This is a genomic window from Sphingobacterium sp., assembly GCF_032065005.1.
In the GTDB taxonomy this organism is placed as follows: Bacteria; Bacteroidota; Bacteroidia; order Sphingobacteriales; family Sphingobacteriaceae; genus Sphingobacterium.
Genome location: NZ_DAMBMM010000003.1, coordinates 43,955 through 60,920, shown reverse-complemented (window position 1 = coordinate 60,920; position 16,966 = coordinate 43,955). Strand labels below are relative to the sequence as shown.

Sequence of the window (16,966 nt, the reverse complement as noted above, 5' to 3'; positions counted from 1 at the left end):
TATTATCCAATTTGGATTGACGTTCAGTGTGTCAATCTTAGATAGTTTGTATTGGCGTACAGTTCGTCAATCTTCGATTGACGATGACAGAGATGGGAATATCAGAATAATAATGCGCTGAAGAGGGATTCAGGATAAGGCGAAGAATTTATTTTTTTTAGTCATACTGAGGTTCATCCGAAGTATCTCGGAACAATGCAAACTTAAACTATTATCCAATTTGGATTGACGTTCAGTGTGTCAATCTTAGATAGTTTGTATTGGTGTACAGTTCGTCAATCTTCGATTGACGATGACAAGGATGGGTATATCAGAATAATAATGCGCTAAAGAAGGATAAAGCTATTATCCAATTTGGATTGACGTTCAGTGGGTTAATCTTAGATAGTTTGTATTGGCGTACAGTTCGTCAATCGAAGATTGACGATGACAGGGATGGGTATATCAGAATAATAATGCGTTAAAGTGGGATTCAGAGTGAAACGAAGAATCTATTTTTGATTCTTTTAAGAAGAGTGAGTCATTCCGAAATCGCAAGATGAGGAAACCATTTTTTAAGAGTATAGACTCGAGACCCTTCGGGGGGGCTCAGGGTGACACAGAGAATAAAAGATTGTTTTTAGTTTAAAGTTAACAGCTTCAGAAAACTCCACGCTGTCCCTGACGAAGGAAAGCTGTCGGAACAATAGGATAACCTATTTGAAATCATTAAATTTTATTTTGACGAAGACAGGGATGGGTAGAGGAAAATCTTATAGACTCTTCAAAATCGATCAGAAATGGAAGTTTCCTCAAATAAAAAAACATTACAGGCCTGCTAGGGATTGATCGTTATTACAATAAATTTTTCTACAAAGTTGTCACCCCCTTTAAGGGTATATCTATTTAGGAAACTATAGGTCTAAATACTAAATACTCAATACTTATATACTAAAAAAGCCGCAATAAGCGGCTTTTTTCTGTACCTAGGGCGGGAATCGAACCCGCACTCCCTTAACGGGAACAGGATTTTAAGTCCTGCGTGTCTACCAGTTCCACCACCTAGGCAACTGAGCGAAAGACGAGATTCGAACTCGCGACCCCAACCTTGGCAAGGTTGTGCTCTACCAACTGAGCTACTTTCGCTTGACGTGCTGCAAATATAGAGAGATTTAACAAAGTTGAAAAATAATATCCTGATAAAAAATGCAATGTGCTTGTAATGTGCGTAATAATTTTATCACGAAGCCAGAAAAAGGGCATAATAATAGCTTTTGGCGCGATTTTTATCTATTTTCGTAGATTAATTCTTGTTTATGCAACTTCGACTCTTTACTATACTCTTTTTATGCTTTCTGGGCGTGAACAGTAAAGCTGAATCCTATCCTGAGGTGGTATTTGATAATAGTTTGGTGAAAGGAACTTATGCCCGCAGTATCGTTAATTATTCGGGCGATAGTTGGGTGGAGAATGTCCAGAAAAACCTTTTGGTTTCGGACAGCTTATTTTTTACTCCTGGTAATGCGCTTTCCCTAAAATATATTTCTTCCGAAATGGGAGATTGGGATGTGCTGATCAAGTATAGTAGGCAGAAATTTCACTATCGGGTGTCCTTCGATGATATCCTGAGCCTGAAGATCTTTGTAGGTTCTGCTGGTACAAAAGCTGAAAACTTACCTTCCATTTCTATCCAACAGGGAATGAATCAGTCGGTTTCTATCCCTTTGGGAGATTATATCGAAGATTATAACCATAGCAGTTGGATGAGCGTGAAGATCCCTTTAAAGGAATTTGCTGGCTTAAATACTGACCATAATATCTCTGGGGTTATCCTTAGGCAACATCACTCCAGTGAGGTGACCAATCAATTATTCCTGGATCAGATAGAATTCCTTCCTACCAAATATTCAGAAGCTCCCTTGACCTCCAATGCTGTATTATCGAAAGCTACTGCTTATGGGAAGCATGTGGACCTACAGTGGCAGGTTCCATTGACACCAAGTATCCGCTATGTAAAGATCTATCGTTCCTTGGACAATAAAGAATTTAAAGCAGTGGCCATCCGACCGACCTATATGCTGAGGAGCTTGGACTATGTACCTGTTTTAGATAAGAAATATTATTATAAGATTGCATGGGTGGATTATAACTACCGTGAATCTCCATTTTCAGATGTACTAGAAGTAGAACCCAAACAACTTAATGAAGATCAGTTATTGGATCTGATCCAACTTGCCAACGTGAATTATTTCGTTGAAAATTACGATATCAATTCAGGAATGTACATGCCCTACCGCATGAAAGATAAAGCGGTGGTATCGGTTCGTGAAACCGGGGGTGCCATGTTGAGTATGTTGGTGGGTGTAGAGAAAGGATTTGTAAGCAAAGCATTGTTCCTAAGTCGGGTAAAACGGATTGTAGGTTTTTTGGGTAAGGCCCAAAACAATAAAGGCTTCTTTCCTGCTTATTTTGATGGTAGAAAAGGACTGCCCTTATATCTAGACGATATTCCACGTTATGACGTGCAAGCCACGAGTTCCTTGATGGAAGCTTTATTGGTCATCCGTCAGTACCTGACCACTGATGCTGCAGATGAAAATAAGTTACGAGCCGATATTACGCAGTTGTGGGAAAGATTGGATTGGAGAGGAGTGACCTTGCCGTCTGATCCTTTGGTGTTGAGGTCAGCAATCGATATGGTAGATGAATATTTTACCTTTGATCCCTTGGTTGGTATAAATGGAGGCCTAAATGCCTATATGTTAGCCATTGCTTCAACAAAATCTAGCTTGCCACCTGAGGCCTTTGCCAACGCCTTAAAATATAGATTTGAAAAGCCAAGGGGAAGAAATTCGATCCGTCGGATGGGTAACGATCATGAAACCAATTTAGGGGATTCCCTTAATCTGGGGATGGATTCTGAAAAGGTATTAGTTTCCGTTCCTGGGCAGGATTCCATATTTAAAGTGGCTTCAGCGCATGATACCCTGATGTATGGTATCAAACTTCCATTTGGAAACTATACCACGAGTCTATTGGATATGTACAGGCCATTTAATACGATCAACCCGAATCTAAGTAAGGTAGGAGAGTATGACCTGAAATCAGTTCTACAGAAATATACGCAAGTGGCTAAACGCAGGGATAATGAGATTGGCGTAGGCACTTCAAATTCTGACATTTGGGGATTCTATCAATATAGAGACAGTATTGGTACGTTCCGGATCAATCCGGCCATAGCGATCTCGTCCATGTTTTTGGATGAGAGCCGTTCTAAGCGTTCCATGTATGCTATGTACAATCAATTTGGAGAATACCTCTTTACCGAATATGGTTTTAGGGCATGGATGGATTTGCGGACCGATGATGTTTCTGATGAGTATATTGCCAACAACCAATCCAACCTTGCTATCCTGTTGGAGAACGCCAGAACAGGACTGATCTGGAACTTATATCAGGCAATTCCAGAAATCAGATCTGCGGAACAAAGAATCTTCAAGAAGTGACATTTTTAATAGTAATATCATTATATTTACGGAATAATAACTTTATAAAAACTCATGAAGCGAATCAACTATTTAACTTTAATTTTTTTAGCGGGTCTTACTTTATTTTCTTGTAAACAACAAGCATTGGTTGTGAACCCAGGGGCTGTAGTCAGCCAAGATGGAACCAATGATGGATTGAAAAATGTGAAGAGAGAATTTGAGGACGCGAAGCAGACAAATGAAGGTATTTTAGTTTCCATATCATCCGATTTATTGTTCCCGACGAATTCTTCGTATTTAACGGATGGAGCAAAAACTGAATTGAGCAAATTGGTGAAGGTATTGAAGACTTCCAACGCCAGTTCAAAGATCAGAGTTGATGGACATACGGATGCTACAGGTACTCCGGAGTACAATGTTTGGCTGTCAGACAAGCGTGCAGCTTCGGTGGAGAAGTTTTTGGTAGATGCGGGGATATCTGATGCTCGAATTTCAACAAAAGGTTTGGGCCAGACCAAACCAATTGCTGACAACAAAACTCCAGAAGGAAGACAAAAGAACAGAAGAGTAGAAGTAGTGATCTTGAAATAAAGAACCTCTAAAAATATATAAAAACGCAGTCCGAAGTTAATGGGCTGCGTTTTTTTGTTTACTGGAATTTGATAGGTTGCTACTTTGTTAATTGATCGATATGGAAATCTAAAATCGCAAAATGACTTTTTAGAAACAGAGCTTTGCCTTTAAAATCCTAGTTTAGATTTACTTAAAGAATTGGAGATTTTAGTTCCTAGAATTTGGGAGTTTATTAGGATAATATTAAGTATTTTTGTTAGTTCAAAGTTTTAGGGAGAAGAGAAAGATGTATATAATTTTTGATACGGAGACTACGGGTTTGCCAAAGCGTTGGGATGCACCAATTACGGATACAGATAACTGGCCGAGGTGTATTCAGATTGCTTGGCAATTGCACGATGAAATGGGAAGGCTGGTTGAGCATCAGGATTATTTGATCAAGCCGGATGGTTTCAACATTCCCTATGATTCTGAAAAAATCCATGGGATCTCTACTGAATTGGCTGAATCTGAGGGTATACCCCTAACTGATGTTTTAGTTAAATTCAATGAAGCATTAACTAAGGCGAAATTTGTTGTAGGTCAGAATATTGGTTTTGATATCAATATTATGGGCTGTGAATTTTACCGTTATCAGGTGGATAGTCCAATGGCTTCCATGCCCATCCTTGATACCTGTACGGAAGTCACGGCAGAGCTCTTGAAACTTCCCGGTGGTCGTGGTGGCCGATATAAGCTACCTAACCTAACTGAATTACACAGCTATCTATTTGGGGTTCCATTTGCGGAGGCGCACAATGCTACAGCCGACGTGGAAGCAACTACGCGATGCTTTTTTGAGCTGATCAGAAAAGATGTATTTACGCCAAGTGATCTTCAGGTTGATACCGGCTATTTTGTAGAATTTAGAAAAGAGAATCCTTCCGTTGTTGAATCGGTAGGACTGAAGCATGTTAATCTTAAGGCTGCCTCTGATGCAATCCGTCAAGAGGAAAGCATGGGGGTTAAAAAGGTTGTCATTGATCCTGAAACTCTAGCTAAATTTGAAGCTGCTGAGTTTGCCCACTTACATAATCATACCCAATTTTCAGTTTTACAGTCGACAATTTCCATTGATAACCTGATCCAAGCAGCAGCCAAGCATAAAATGTCGGCAGTTGCCATGACGGACCATGGTAATATGATGGGAGCCTTTCACTTTGTTAGCAAGACCTTAGGTCACAATAAGGATGTAGAAGCAAAAATTAAGGAAGCTGAAGAAAATGGCGAGACCTATGATGGTAGGATCATCAAACCAATTGTAGGCTGTGAATTCTATGTTTGTGAAAACCGTAAAGACAAAAGCAGAAAAGACAATGGTTATCAAATTGTCTTTTTGGCCAAGAACAAAAATGGATATCACAACATGGCAAAAATGGCTTCAGTAGCTTATACTGAAGGATTTTATTATGTGCCGAGGATCGATAAGGAAACTGTCGAACGCTATAAAGAAGATTTGATCGTTCTTTCAGGTAACCTAAATGGTGAGGTTCCTAGCAAGGTCTTAAATATTGGTGAAGCCCAAGCTGAGGAAGCTCTGATCTGGTGGAAGGAACAATTTGGCGAGGATTTCTATATTGAACTGATGCGACATGGTCAGGAAGACGAAAACAGGGTAAATGATACCTTGGTCCAACTGGCAGAAAAACATCAGGTGAAGGTAATCGGAACCAACAATACGTATTACGTCAATAAGGCTGATGCGCACGCGCACGATATTCTATTATGTGTTAAGGATGGTGAAAAGCTATCTACACCGAAAGGGAGAGGTCGCGGATTCCGATTTGGTTTACCAAACCAAGAATATTATTTCAAATCTGCTGATGAAATGAAGCAGGTTTTTAAAGATACACCACATGCCATCATCAATATTCAGGAGGTTTTGGATAAGATTGAGATTTATTCCTTGAATAGGGATGTCTTGCTTCCAAAATTTGAAATCCCTGAACAGTTCCAATCGGAAGAGGATTTGGTTGATGGTGGAAAGCGTGGAGAGAATGCCTTCTTAAGGCACCTGACCTATATTGGTGCGGAGAAACGATATCCTGAGATTACCGATTCCATTCGGGAGCGATTGGATTTTGAATTGGCAACGATTGAGAAAACAGGGTATCCTGGTTATTTCTTGATCGTACAGGACTTTATTGCTGCAGCCCGTGAAATGGGAGTGTCAGTAGGTCCGGGTCGTGGTTCGGCAGCAGGGTCTGCCGTTGCCTATTGTTTGGGGATTACCAATATAGACCCCATCTTATATGATTTGCTATTTGAGCGTTTCTTGAATCCTGACCGTGTTTCCATGCCCGATATTGATATCGACTTCGATGATGAGGGGCGTGGTCGGGTAATGCAATATGTAATCGACAAATATGGAGCATCACAAGTAGCTCAGATCATTACTTATGGAACCATGGCAGCGAAATCTTCTATCAAGGATACTGCTCGGGTTTTGGATCTTCCACTTTCTGATGCCAATGAAATTGCAAAATTGATTCCTAACTTGAAACTAAGTAAGATCTTCAATCTGGAGGACAAAGCGCTGAAGGAAGTTTTGCGTAGTGAAGAGTTGGAAGCCGTCAATAAACTGAAGTCTTTGGCTGATGGTGCCGGTATTGAAGCGGAGACCATCAAACAGGCCAGGGTCTTGGAAGGATCAATGCGGAATACGGGTATCCATGCCTGTGGGGTAATCATCACACCGGATGATATTACGAATTTCGTTCCAGTATCGCTTGCGAAGGATTCAGATCTATATGTCACCCAATTCGACAACTCGGTCGTTGAAAGTGCAGGTCTGTTGAAGATGGACTTTCTAGGCTTAAAAACGTTAACCTTAATCAAGGATACCGTTATCAACGTAAAATTGAGCCATGACATCGATTTGGATCCCGATAATTTCCCTATTGATGATGTAAAGACCTACGAACTGTTCCAACGGGGTGAGACCATCGGAATCTTCCAGTATGAGTCTCCGGGGATGCAGAAATACATGAAGGAATTAAAACCGACAGTTTTTGCGGATTTAATTGCCATGAATGCATTATATCGTCCAGGTCCTATGGAATACATTCCTAGTTTCGTAAAACGTAAGCACGGGATCGAGCCCATTACTTATGACTTGGATGCCTGTGAGGAATACCTGAGTGAAACCTATGGTATTACGGTTTACCAAGAGCAGGTAATGCTTCTGTCCCAGAAGCTTGCGGGGTTCTCTAAAGGTGATGCCGACGTTCTCCGTAAAGCGATGGGTAAGAAACAAAAGGCCGTCTTGGATAAGATGAAGCCTAAGTTTATTTCCCAAGCAGAGGCGAATGGGCATAGTGCAAAGGTTTTGGAAAAGATCTGGACTGACTGGGAAGCATTTGCATCCTATGCCTTCAATAAATCCCACTCCACCTGTTATGCCTGGGTCGCCTATCAGACAGCCTACCTAAAAGCACATTATCCAGCGGAATATATGGCGGCTGTACTTTCCAATAACATGAACGATATCAAGCAAGTAACGTTCTTTATGGAAGAGTGTAGGAGAATGGGTTTAACGGTCTTAGGTCCAGATGTTAATGAGTCGCATTATAAGTTTACGGTAAATGATGAAGGTGCTATCCGTTTTGGTATTGGAGCAGTGAAGGGTGTAGGAGCAGGAGCTGTAGAAACTATTGTAAATAGCAGGGCAGATGGTCCTTATAAATCAATCTTTGACTTAGCAAAACGCGTAGATCTTCGGATGATCAATAAAAAGGCATTCGAAAGCTTGGCTTATGCCGGAGGGTTTGATTCCTTTTCGGATACCCATCGTGCACAATACTTCTTCTCCGATACGGACAGTAGTTCCGGAATTGAGAAGGCCATTAAATTTGCCCATAAGTTTAAAGAGAATGAGAACTCTGCTCAAGTAAGTCTTTTTGGAGCGGGAGGAGCTGTTGAATTGCCAGAACCAACCCTAAATCCATGTCCAGCATGGGGTTTGATCGAAAAATTGAAATATGAAAAGGATGTGATCGGTATTTATTTGACCAGTCACCCTTTGGATAATTATAAGTTTGAAATGCGTCATTTCTGTCCAAATAATGTGACAGACTTACAAATGATCAATAAAGTAAAGGCTGCTGAAGTAGAGCAGGAGCTATTATTAGAATTTAACCGGATCAAGAATAAGGAGGTTGTTTTAGGAGGTATCGTGGCCATGGCTAACCATAGGGTTGCTAAGTCAGGTAAACCATTTGGTTCCTTTATTATTGAAGATTATTCGGACTCCTATGAGATCATGGTCTTTGGTGAGGACTATGTGAAATTTAAAGGCTATCTACAGGAAGGCTATTTTGTTCAGATCAGAGGGTTGGTGCAAGAGCGTTTCAAACAAGTTGGTAACTGGGGATTTGAGCTGAAAGGTATCCAATTGCTATCTGATTTACGCGAAAAGATGGCTAAATCTTTTACGATTCAGTTTCCATTGCATATCTTAAATCAGGAATTTGTCAAAACATTAGAAGAGTTAGTGAGTTATACTCAATTAGAAGGACAAGAGGCAAACTGTCAATTAAAGTTTATGATCATGGATCTTCAGGATGAATTGTCCATTGAAATGCCTGTAAAGCGGAAGAAGATTTTTATCACCAATGAATTTTTGGATGGATTGGAAGCTTTAGAGAGTGTGCGATATAAATTAAATTGATAGCATATAAAAAAAATAATAGTTGTAAGTAAATAGCATGTATAAGCGATTGCTTATATTTGTGTTCATTTAAATTGTAAAATCATAAAAACATAATCAAAATGGCATTAGAAATTACAGATGGCAACTTTGATGAAGTTGTATTAAAATCAGATAAACCAGTACTAATTGACTTTTGGGCAGAATGGTGTGGCCCATGTCGTATGGTAGGTCCATTGGTGGATGAGATTGCAACGGAGTACGAAGGTAAAGCAGTGGTAGGTAAAGTTAATGTTGATAACAATCCAGATATTTCTGTTCGTTATGGAATCCGTAATATCCCGGCTTTGTTGTTCTTTAAGAATGGTGAGATTGTTGACAAACAAATCGGTGCTGTTCCAAAATCAGTATTGACTGATAAATTAGAGAAACAACTTTAAGACTAGAAAACAAAATAAGGCAGGGCGATTAGAAATAATCGCCCTGTTTTTTGAACCAGGATGCCCTTCGACGCCCCCCTCGACTCCGCTCGGGGTACAGCTCAGGGTACGGGATGGGGGTTCGACAGGCTCACCCACCGGATGGGCCAAGATCTGGGTTTGAACCAGGATGAAAAGGATGAGAGGATGGACCAAGATCTGGATTTGAACCAGGATTGAATGGATGAGAGGATAGACCAAGATTTGGATTTGAACCAGGATGGAAAGGATGAGAGGATGGGCCAAGATAAATGGCGGAATACCGTTAATAAGGTTTCAGGGATGAATGCCTGTATGTGCGGCTGAATTCTCTTAAGAATTAATACTAGAAAGAATAACTATTTTGTTAAGTGTCAAATCCTTATTGGCAATCCGCAAGGAACATCAAATCCATTTTTAACAGTAAAAAATTTATTCTTAATAATATAAGCTTGGTGAAAAAATTTAATTATTAACTTGCATAGACCAAACTTACAATTATGAATACTTTACTACAAATTGCTACCGGAACATCCAGTAACGGAGGCTCAATCGCTGTTTTATTAATTTCACTTATTGTTGGGATAATATTGTTCTTTGCATTAAGAGGTGTAATATTATGGTATTACAAAATTTTTGACTTGCTTAACAATCAAAAAGACCAGATTAGATTGCAGAATGAAACCAATGAGCTATTACGAGAAATTAGGAATAGGATTAATAGAAATTAATCATGGCAAGGCCTCGGAAACCTTACAACCCAAATACTGCTTATGGTAGACGTAAGTTAAGGGAAGCTCATGCTGAAAGAATGGCTAAAATGCCTGAGTCTGATCGTAAAGAAATTGAAAACAACGCAACTGGATGTTTTGTATTATTTCTTATTATTGGTGGATTGATTATTTATCTATTATTTGGTAGTGAAGGGTTACTAAGATGGCTGGGAGGGAAAAGGCCTTATTAACCTGTATTAAGTTATTTAGCAAAGAATAATTATGTAGACGAGGCAATCCTGTACAAAGGGGTCCAGTACCATTCTTCCATGTACCTTGAGCTGCTCAGGGCAAATGACTGCAAGGTAAGCATGGGGAAGATCGCACAGGACAACGCATATGCCGAAAGGATCAATGGAACAATAAAGAACGAATATATAAACTATTGGAAGCCCGAAAGCTTCAAGCGTTTAAAGAAAATGGTAAGCAGGGCGGTAGAACAGTACAATAAGAGAAGGAACCATGATTCCTTAGGAAGGTCAACCCCAGAAGAGTTTGAAAAAAAGTGGTTTAGGGGAATGTTATCTCCTAAACCACTTTTAACTATATTTGATGAAAATGAGATAAGTATAAAAACGGTCAACCCTATTTAGGGATGGACATCTATCTCACATCTCATATCTCACATCTTACATCTCAAATCTATAATTTAATGTTATACTTAAACCCTAATGTAGCCCAGCGGCTTGGCATTGGGACTGCTCCAACTTCGATGTATTGTGCATCAAATATATTCTGGATATCGCCGTAGATGGTATACTTGGATTTTTGGAATGCAATGCGGGCATCGGATACAAAATATGAGTTGTTTGAAGTCCTTTCTAGCCAACGATTTGCAGTAATAAAATTCCAATTTCCGGTATGCAAGCTAATGGTTGCGATAGCCTGATGTTTTAAGCTTTCGATTCCGTATTTGATTATGCTGTTCTTGTAATTGTTTACAATAGAAGGGTTTAAATGGCTGTATGAAAAGTTGAAGTTCAAGCTTTTTCTTTCGGCAATCTGGTAATTGTATAATAGAATGGAAAAGATTCCGTGGGTTTTATTGTTCCCTAAATTATTTGCTTGGTAAGGTACATCCGTACTTTCACGCATCCAATCAATAAAGTTATCGATATCACGATAAAAGTAACCTGCCCTTACACTGAGGTTATCTTTAGTATAGGAAGTTCCGATTTCGTTTTGCCAAGCATTTTCACTTTTTAGATCTGGATTACCAATATTTCCGGGTCTTTGGTTTAGATACAGGTCTGTAAAGGTTGGGATCCTTTGACTGGTCCCACTGCTTGCCGAAATCTTCCAGTTGTCATTGATCAGGTAACTGATATCTAGTCCAGGGAATACCTGCCAATCGTAATCAGAATTGTAATTGATATAGGCTCCTAGGTTGAAAATAAACTTCCTAAAATAAGTTGAACGGAATTCAGTGAAGAATCCAAGGTTATTGCGACTATGATCTCCAATGTTGGAGCTATTGATCTTTTCATGTCTTGATTCAATCCCTAATCCCAGATCACCGTATTTAAATTGTCTGTATGCATTTAATTCTCCTGAGAGGCTATGTGTGTAGTGATGGCTTCTTCCTTTGCTCAAATCATCTTTAAAGTATCTATAATCATCATCATTATAGCGGTAATTGATCCTAGGATTCAGGTACCAGTTTTCGTTCAGTTGGTGTTGAGAGGAAATACTTGATAAAAATGTCTCCACCAACTCTTCTGAATTTTTATCACCAGGTGCTGCATAATAGCCATTTGCTCCGAATCTGTTGTTCATATAGCCAGCCATCATTTGGATCCTGTTGTCCGAATTAATGACTAGGTTGTTTTGATAATAGATTTTTTCGTTATCAGAGCCAGTATTATATCGCTGTCCATTGCTATGCTCTTTACTGGCATATAATTGATGCTGATTGCTTTTATTATAAAAAGTTCCTCCAACTTGAATACCTGTTCCATAATAGATGCCATCCTTATCCGTTTCTTCCACTTTGTCAAAAGAAGTACCTGCATATAGATGGGTATATACTGAATTATGTTCCACTTGTTTGGTTACAATATTGACAGCTCCGGTAAGGGCGTTGATTCCATACATCCTGGAGGCAGGTCCACGAAGGATTTCAATTCTTTCAATTGCTTCTAATGGAATAGGGATATTGAGCATGTGGTGACCTGTCTGTGGATCAGATAATTTAACACCATTGATCAATACCAGTGTTTGGTCGAAACTACCACCATCGATGCCAATATCAGCTTGGGTTCCGAAAGGACCACGCTGACGGATATCTACGCCAGATACATACCTTAAAACCTCATTGATACTTGTACTTGGTAATTTCTTAAGGTCCTTTTGCGTCAAGACCTGGATATTGCGGCTATGTTGATTGAATGGAATCTGAAATCTGTTTTCCTGAATGATGACCTCTGAGATTTTGGTCGTATCATTCAAACTTTGTGTAAAGGCGAATGTAGGTATAGAACAAAAAAGGAATAATAACTTCTTGGTTGACATTTTAATTAAATTTTTGCCAAAATTAGTTAAAATGTTTAGTTGAACGAATATTCTAATGCCATTCTTCTCGACCTTTAGGGATATGATTGATATTAAGGTCAATACTGTCTGTTATATTATCTAAGATTTGAGTGTTGGCAAGGTCAGGCTGTCCTGCATCCACCCATGCTGTAAACCATATTGAGCCGATGGCATGGATTGATTTTTTCATTCGGCGCATGACCATACCATTTAACTGATTATGATAGTTAGCGACATAGAAGTCGGAGTAGTTTGTTTGTAATTGTTGACCCCGCTGGATAAAGGATCGATGAAGGACTTTTGGAAGTTTATTTGACAAATCCTTTTCAACTTTTAATACGGAGTCGAGGAGGGAATGACTTTCAAGCACTGCCTGCCAAGCAAAACCCAGAACATCATCAATATAGACCGCAGGTCCGACATATAAACTATACTTGTTGCTATATCTTTCAGGCAATCGGGTTTCCCATAGGGCATGGATTCCAATCTGGTCTGTGAACTGTCCGTTATAATTGCTGCTGGTATGTAATGGAACATGGGCATCAGCTACATAATGACCTAAGTCTGCAGAGATCTTAATAATTCGGTCAATATCCTTTTCGAAGAAGGCTTTTTTTAATTGACGATATGACCTCTCGATTTGCCAAGGGACAATTCCACGGCTGATCAAATATTTTTCCTGGTATTTTTCCTTTGCATTAGTCCAGGGAATCTGGATAGAATCGTGCTGATCCCAACGATCCAGATCAATAAAGTGACGTGGTGACTCCGCTGGGTCAATGTAAACCCTTTTATCGGCATTAATGGCATACTCACGGATTTGATAGTGATGTTTCTTATAAAAGACACTTAGATCTGCAGGGAGGGTGAAAATGGCATTTTGATTCATCAATTTATGCGGTTTAAATCCCCATGCAGATAGGATAAGGATAATAATTCCTGAGATGAACAAAATACCACATTGTTTCATGTTGGTTAGTAGAGATTTATCGAAATATAATAATTTTAAGTTAAGATAAATAAGATTTTGTCGAAACATGTTAACTGAAATTTGTTACTTTGCTGAAGTCAAATACTGATTCGATGAAAATATTATATGCTGTTCAAGGGACTGGAAATGGGCATTTATGTCGAGCTATCGATATTATTCCATGTCTTCGGGAATATGGTCAGGTCGATGTTCTAATCAGTGGCATACAAGCCGATATCGATTTGCCATTTGAAGTCAAATATCGATACCATGGATTGAGCTTTATTTTTGGCAAGTCTGGTGGTGTAGACCTTTGGAAGACCTTTATGAGTTCAACAGTCCGGAAATTTGTCAAGGAAGTGAATTCTGTTCCAGTGGAAGACTATGATTTGGTAATCAATGATTTTGAACCCATTTCTGCTTGGGGATGTTATTTTAAGGAAAAGAACTGTATTGGACTAAGTCATCAGATTGGTGCTTTTGATCCTTCGAGTCCTAAACCTGAGGAGTCGGACATGTTGGGGAAATTCATCATGAAGAATTATGCTCCATCGAATATTTCTTATGGTTTTCACTTTAAGTCCTATGCATCCCATATCTTCACTCCAGTAATCAGGCAGTCAGTAAGAGAATTGGAACCTAAGGATCTTGGGCATTATACGGTATATTTACCTTCTTATGATGATTCACACTTATTAAAGCATCTATCACGTTTTACGGATGTGAAATGGGAGGTTTTTTCAAAACATAATAAGAAGCCATTTAGACTAAAGAATGTTTCCATCAATCCGATCAATTCGGATGCTTTTGTACAGAGTATGGCAGAATCTTCAGGCGTTTTATGTGGTGCAGGGTTCGAAACTCCTGCGGAAGCCCTATATTTAGGGAAGAAATTATTGGTGATTCCAATGAAGAACCAATATGAGCAACATTTAAATGCAGCATCTCTGGAGGAAATTGGCGTACCTGTGATCAAAAGTCTAAAGAAGAAATCTGAGTTGGACATTGAATCCTGGTTAAATGCAAAATCTAAGGTAAATGTGGATTACCAAGACTGTACGGCAGAGATAATCGAAAAAATAATAAAAAACCATAAACCATAATGAAGTACATTTTAGGAATCTTTTTTTGTTTAGCAATAAGTTCGCAAAGTCAAGCACAGGCCTTATCTAATGCCAATGATTCTTTGTCTTATGCTTTAGGCCAAGACTTAGGATCATATATTAAAAGGATGGATCTGCCTATCAATAAGGCGAAATTGTTACAAGCAATTGGAGATGTGCTTGAAGGTAAGGAGCCATTATTTAAGGATGAAGACCGAGAGCAGATAATCCGTGATGGATTACAGAAGATCCAGGACGAAAAGAGTGCAGGATTGAAGAAATCTGCGGAAGATTTCTTGACAAATAATAAAAGCAAAGCAGGAGTAAAGGTGACACCTGAGGGAGTGCAATATGAAGTCCTAAAAGAAGGAACTGGATTGAATCCTTCATTAACGGATACGGTAAAGGTTCATTATATTGGAAAGGTCCATACTGGAGAAACCTTTGATAATTCCTATGAACGTGGTGAGCCATTGGACCTTGAATTGGATAATGTAATCGAAGGGTGGAAAATCGGTATTCCATTGATGAAAAAAGGAGCAAAATATAGATTTTTCATTCCTTATAATTTAGGTTATGGAGAACGTGGCAGTGGCCCAATTCCTCCATACAGCACTTTGATCTTTGATGTGGAACTACTAGATATAAAATCCCCAAATGAGAATGCAATATAATACCTTAGGTAAATCGGAATTAAAGATATCTGAAATTGGACTTGGCGCGATGTCGCTGGTGCAAGGTCATGATGGAACGAATTCCTATATTATCAAGCATGCTCAAGAGCTTGGTATCAATTACCTCGATACATCAGACCTTTATGATAAAGGGAAGAACGAGGAATTGATAGGCAGGTTGCTTGAGGGTGATCGTGATAAATGGATTTTGGCTTCCAAAGTCGGGAATAAGTGGAAAGAGGATGGAAGTGGCTGGGATTGGGTGCCAAGTAAGACCTATATCTTAAAATCCGTTGAAGAATCTTTAATTCGTCTAAGGACTGATTACCTCGATCTTTATCAATTACATGGAGGTACCATTGAGGATCCATTTGATGAAATAGTTGAAGCCTTTGAATTATTGGTTCAGCAGGGAAAGATCCGCTATTACGGTATTTCATCCATTAGACCAAAGGTGTTCCTAAATTATGCCGAGAATAGCCAAATAGTTTCCGATATGATGCAGTACAGTATCTTTGATCGGAGGCCAGAGGCATATTTTCAGGAACTTGCGGATTGCGGAGTTTCTGTATTAGCACGTGGCACTGTAGCCCAAGGGTTATTGTTGAAAAAAGCTGCCCAGAAATATTTGAGCTATTCCGTCCATGAAGTTCTGGAGATCCAACGTGCAATATCAGAGATAGCAAATAGTTTAGGTGTGAACAATTTGGCACTTGCCTTAAAATATCCCTTACTGCATCATCCTGTTGCCTGCAGTGTACTCGGGATAAGGACTAGAGAGCAAATTAATTCGTTGGACCTGGTTGTTGACGAAATGAATAAGATTAAATTACAGGACTATCAGGAATTGTTGGCGAATATGCCTGAAGTTAGTTATTAAAGGAATTTTGTCCTTCTGATCTAATAGAAGGTGCAGGAGGAATTGAGATATAGAATAAAGGTCAAGAATAAATCTTGACCTTATTTTTTATTTTTTGCTGAAATATTTTTTGAGGATATCCTCTAGATCTTTGGGGCTATCGATGGCATCGTTAATATGGGTTGATACCGCAGTTTGGATTCTGTAGCCATTATCTAACCAGCGGAGCTGTTCCAAAGATTCTGTTGTTTCAAGTTTAGATATCGGTAATCTAGCTAATTCCTTTAAAGTTTCAACTTTAAAACCATAGATGCCGATATGATTGTAATAGGTTTCTTTGGAGAGCCATTCTTTGATGTCAGCACCTCTCATATAGGGGATTGGCTGCCTAGAGAAATACAATGCTTCGCTTTTTTGATTTAATACCACCTTCGGCTTATTTACATTTTCCAGATCCGTAAGTTCTTGAATCGGACGGACAAGGGTTGCGATTTCTACTTCAGGCCTTTGGAAGCAGGAAACCAGTAAGTCAATCTGTTGAGGATCAATAAAAGGTTCATCACCTTGAATATTGATGGCAATATCAAATCCTGAGATGTTATTGATGACCTCGGCACAGCGATCAGTGCCAGATTGGTGTTCTTTTTTAGTCATGACGACATTACCCGCAAAACTTTTCACATGGTCAAATATCCTTTGGTCATCCGTAGCGACAACAACCTCGTTGAGTGAAGCGGCATGTTTTACTTGGTTGTAAACACGTTGGATCATGGTCATTCCGGCGATATCCACCAGAGGTTTACCGGGAAATCTTGTTGAATCGTATCGAGCAGGTATTATTCCAATTACTTTCATAGGTTAAAAATAAGA

At 39.2% G+C, this 16,966-nt stretch carries 14 protein-coding genes and 2 tRNA genes; 11 read left to right on the top strand and 5 right to left on the bottom strand.

The annotated features are described in order from the left end of the window. Window positions 1–962 precede the first annotated feature (962 nt). Both RT138_RS05485 and RT138_RS05480 read right to left on the bottom strand, forming a co-directional pair. A tRNA-Leu gene (locus tag RT138_RS05485) sits at window positions 963–1,047 on the bottom strand. Window positions 1,048–1,052: 5 nt separating this feature from the next. Next, a tRNA-Gly gene (locus RT138_RS05480) sits at window positions 1,053–1,125 on the bottom strand. Window positions 1,126–1,295: 170 nt separating this feature from the next. Here RT138_RS05480 and RT138_RS05475 point away from each other — a divergent pair. From RT138_RS05475 to RT138_RS05440, 8 genes are all read left to right on the top strand, one after another. After that, on the top strand, window positions 1,296–3,485 hold the full coding sequence (locus RT138_RS05475; RefSeq protein WP_313189902.1) for a glucoamylase family protein: 2,190 nt from the start codon (window positions 1,296–1,298) through the stop codon (window positions 3,483–3,485). Between the two features lie 54 nt (window positions 3,486–3,539). Then, window positions 3,540–4,058: an OmpA family protein gene (locus RT138_RS05470; protein ID WP_185214370.1), complete on the top strand. Its 519-nt coding sequence runs from the start codon at window positions 3,540–3,542 to the stop codon at window positions 4,056–4,058. A 268-nt stretch (window positions 4,059–4,326) separates the two neighbouring features. After that, window positions 4,327–8,748 carry a DNA polymerase III subunit alpha gene (dnaE, locus tag RT138_RS05465; protein ID WP_313189901.1) on the top strand — a complete coding sequence of 1,474 codons (4,422 nt, stop codon included), beginning with the start codon at window positions 4,327–4,329 and terminating at the stop codon, window positions 8,746–8,748. A 101-nt stretch (window positions 8,749–8,849) separates the two neighbouring features. Next, window positions 8,850–9,167 carry a thioredoxin gene (trxA, locus tag RT138_RS05460; protein ID WP_093096263.1) on the top strand — a complete coding sequence of 106 codons (318 nt, stop codon included), beginning with the start codon at window positions 8,850–8,852 and terminating at the stop codon, window positions 9,165–9,167. A gap of 219 nt (window positions 9,168–9,386) precedes the next feature. Beyond that, complete coding sequence (locus RT138_RS05455) at window positions 9,387–9,512, top strand: hypothetical protein (RefSeq protein ID WP_313189900.1); 126 nt, start codon at window positions 9,387–9,389, stop codon at window positions 9,510–9,512. Window positions 9,513–9,685: 173 nt separating this feature from the next. Further along, complete coding sequence (locus RT138_RS05450; protein ID WP_313189899.1) at window positions 9,686–9,916, top strand: hypothetical protein; 231 nt, start codon at window positions 9,686–9,688, stop codon at window positions 9,914–9,916. A 2-nt stretch (window positions 9,917–9,918) separates the two neighbouring features. Continuing rightward, on the top strand, window positions 9,919–10,149 hold the full coding sequence (locus RT138_RS05445) for a hypothetical protein (RefSeq protein WP_313189898.1): 231 nt from the start codon (window positions 9,919–9,921) through the stop codon (window positions 10,147–10,149). Between the two features lie 78 nt (window positions 10,150–10,227). Next, entirely contained in the window at window positions 10,228–10,551 is a 324-nt protein-coding gene (locus tag RT138_RS05440) for an integrase core domain-containing protein (protein ID WP_313189897.1), read from the top strand. Window positions 10,552–10,600: 49 nt separating this feature from the next. Here RT138_RS05440 and RT138_RS05435 read toward each other — a convergent pair whose 3' ends face one another. Both RT138_RS05435 and RT138_RS05430 read right to left on the bottom strand, forming a co-directional pair. Then, window positions 10,601–12,469, bottom strand: coding sequence for a TonB-dependent receptor domain-containing protein (locus RT138_RS05435; protein WP_313189896.1), 1,869 nt, complete (start codon window positions 12,467–12,469; stop codon window positions 10,601–10,603). 52 nt (window positions 12,470–12,521) lie between these two features. Beyond that, the gene (locus RT138_RS05430) at window positions 12,522–13,460 is read right to left on the bottom strand and encodes a zinc dependent phospholipase C family protein (protein WP_313189895.1); all 939 of its coding nucleotides are present in this window, start codon (window positions 13,458–13,460) and stop codon (window positions 12,522–12,524) included. A gap of 113 nt (window positions 13,461–13,573) precedes the next feature. On the opposite strand from RT138_RS05430, the gene RT138_RS05425 reads away from it, so the two are divergent. The 3 genes from RT138_RS05425 to RT138_RS05415 are packed head-to-tail and all read left to right on the top strand — an operon-like array spanning window position 13,574 to window position 16,117. Further along, window positions 13,574–14,563, top strand: a complete 990-nt coding sequence (locus tag RT138_RS05425) for a glycosyltransferase family protein (protein WP_313189894.1) — start codon at window positions 13,574–13,576, stop codon at window positions 14,561–14,563. Continuing rightward, a complete protein-coding gene (locus RT138_RS05420; RefSeq protein ID WP_313189893.1) occupies window positions 14,563–15,237 on the top strand; it encodes an FKBP-type peptidyl-prolyl cis-trans isomerase in 675 nt (224 codons plus the stop codon). The genes RT138_RS05425 and RT138_RS05420 overlap by 1 nt, the downstream gene beginning before the upstream one ends. Then, window positions 15,221–16,117, top strand: coding sequence for an aldo/keto reductase (locus RT138_RS05415; RefSeq protein ID WP_313189892.1), 897 nt, complete (start codon window positions 15,221–15,223; stop codon window positions 16,115–16,117). Before RT138_RS05420 ends, RT138_RS05415 begins: the two co-directional genes overlap by 17 nt. Before the next feature lie 87 nt (window positions 16,118–16,204). On the opposite strand, the gene kdsB is transcribed toward RT138_RS05415, so the two are convergent. Further along, window positions 16,205–16,951 carry a 3-deoxy-manno-octulosonate cytidylyltransferase gene (gene kdsB / locus RT138_RS05410; RefSeq protein ID WP_313189891.1) on the bottom strand — a complete coding sequence of 249 codons (747 nt, stop codon included), beginning with the start codon at window positions 16,949–16,951 and terminating at the stop codon, window positions 16,205–16,207. Between the last annotated feature and the right edge of the window lie 15 nt (window positions 16,952–16,966).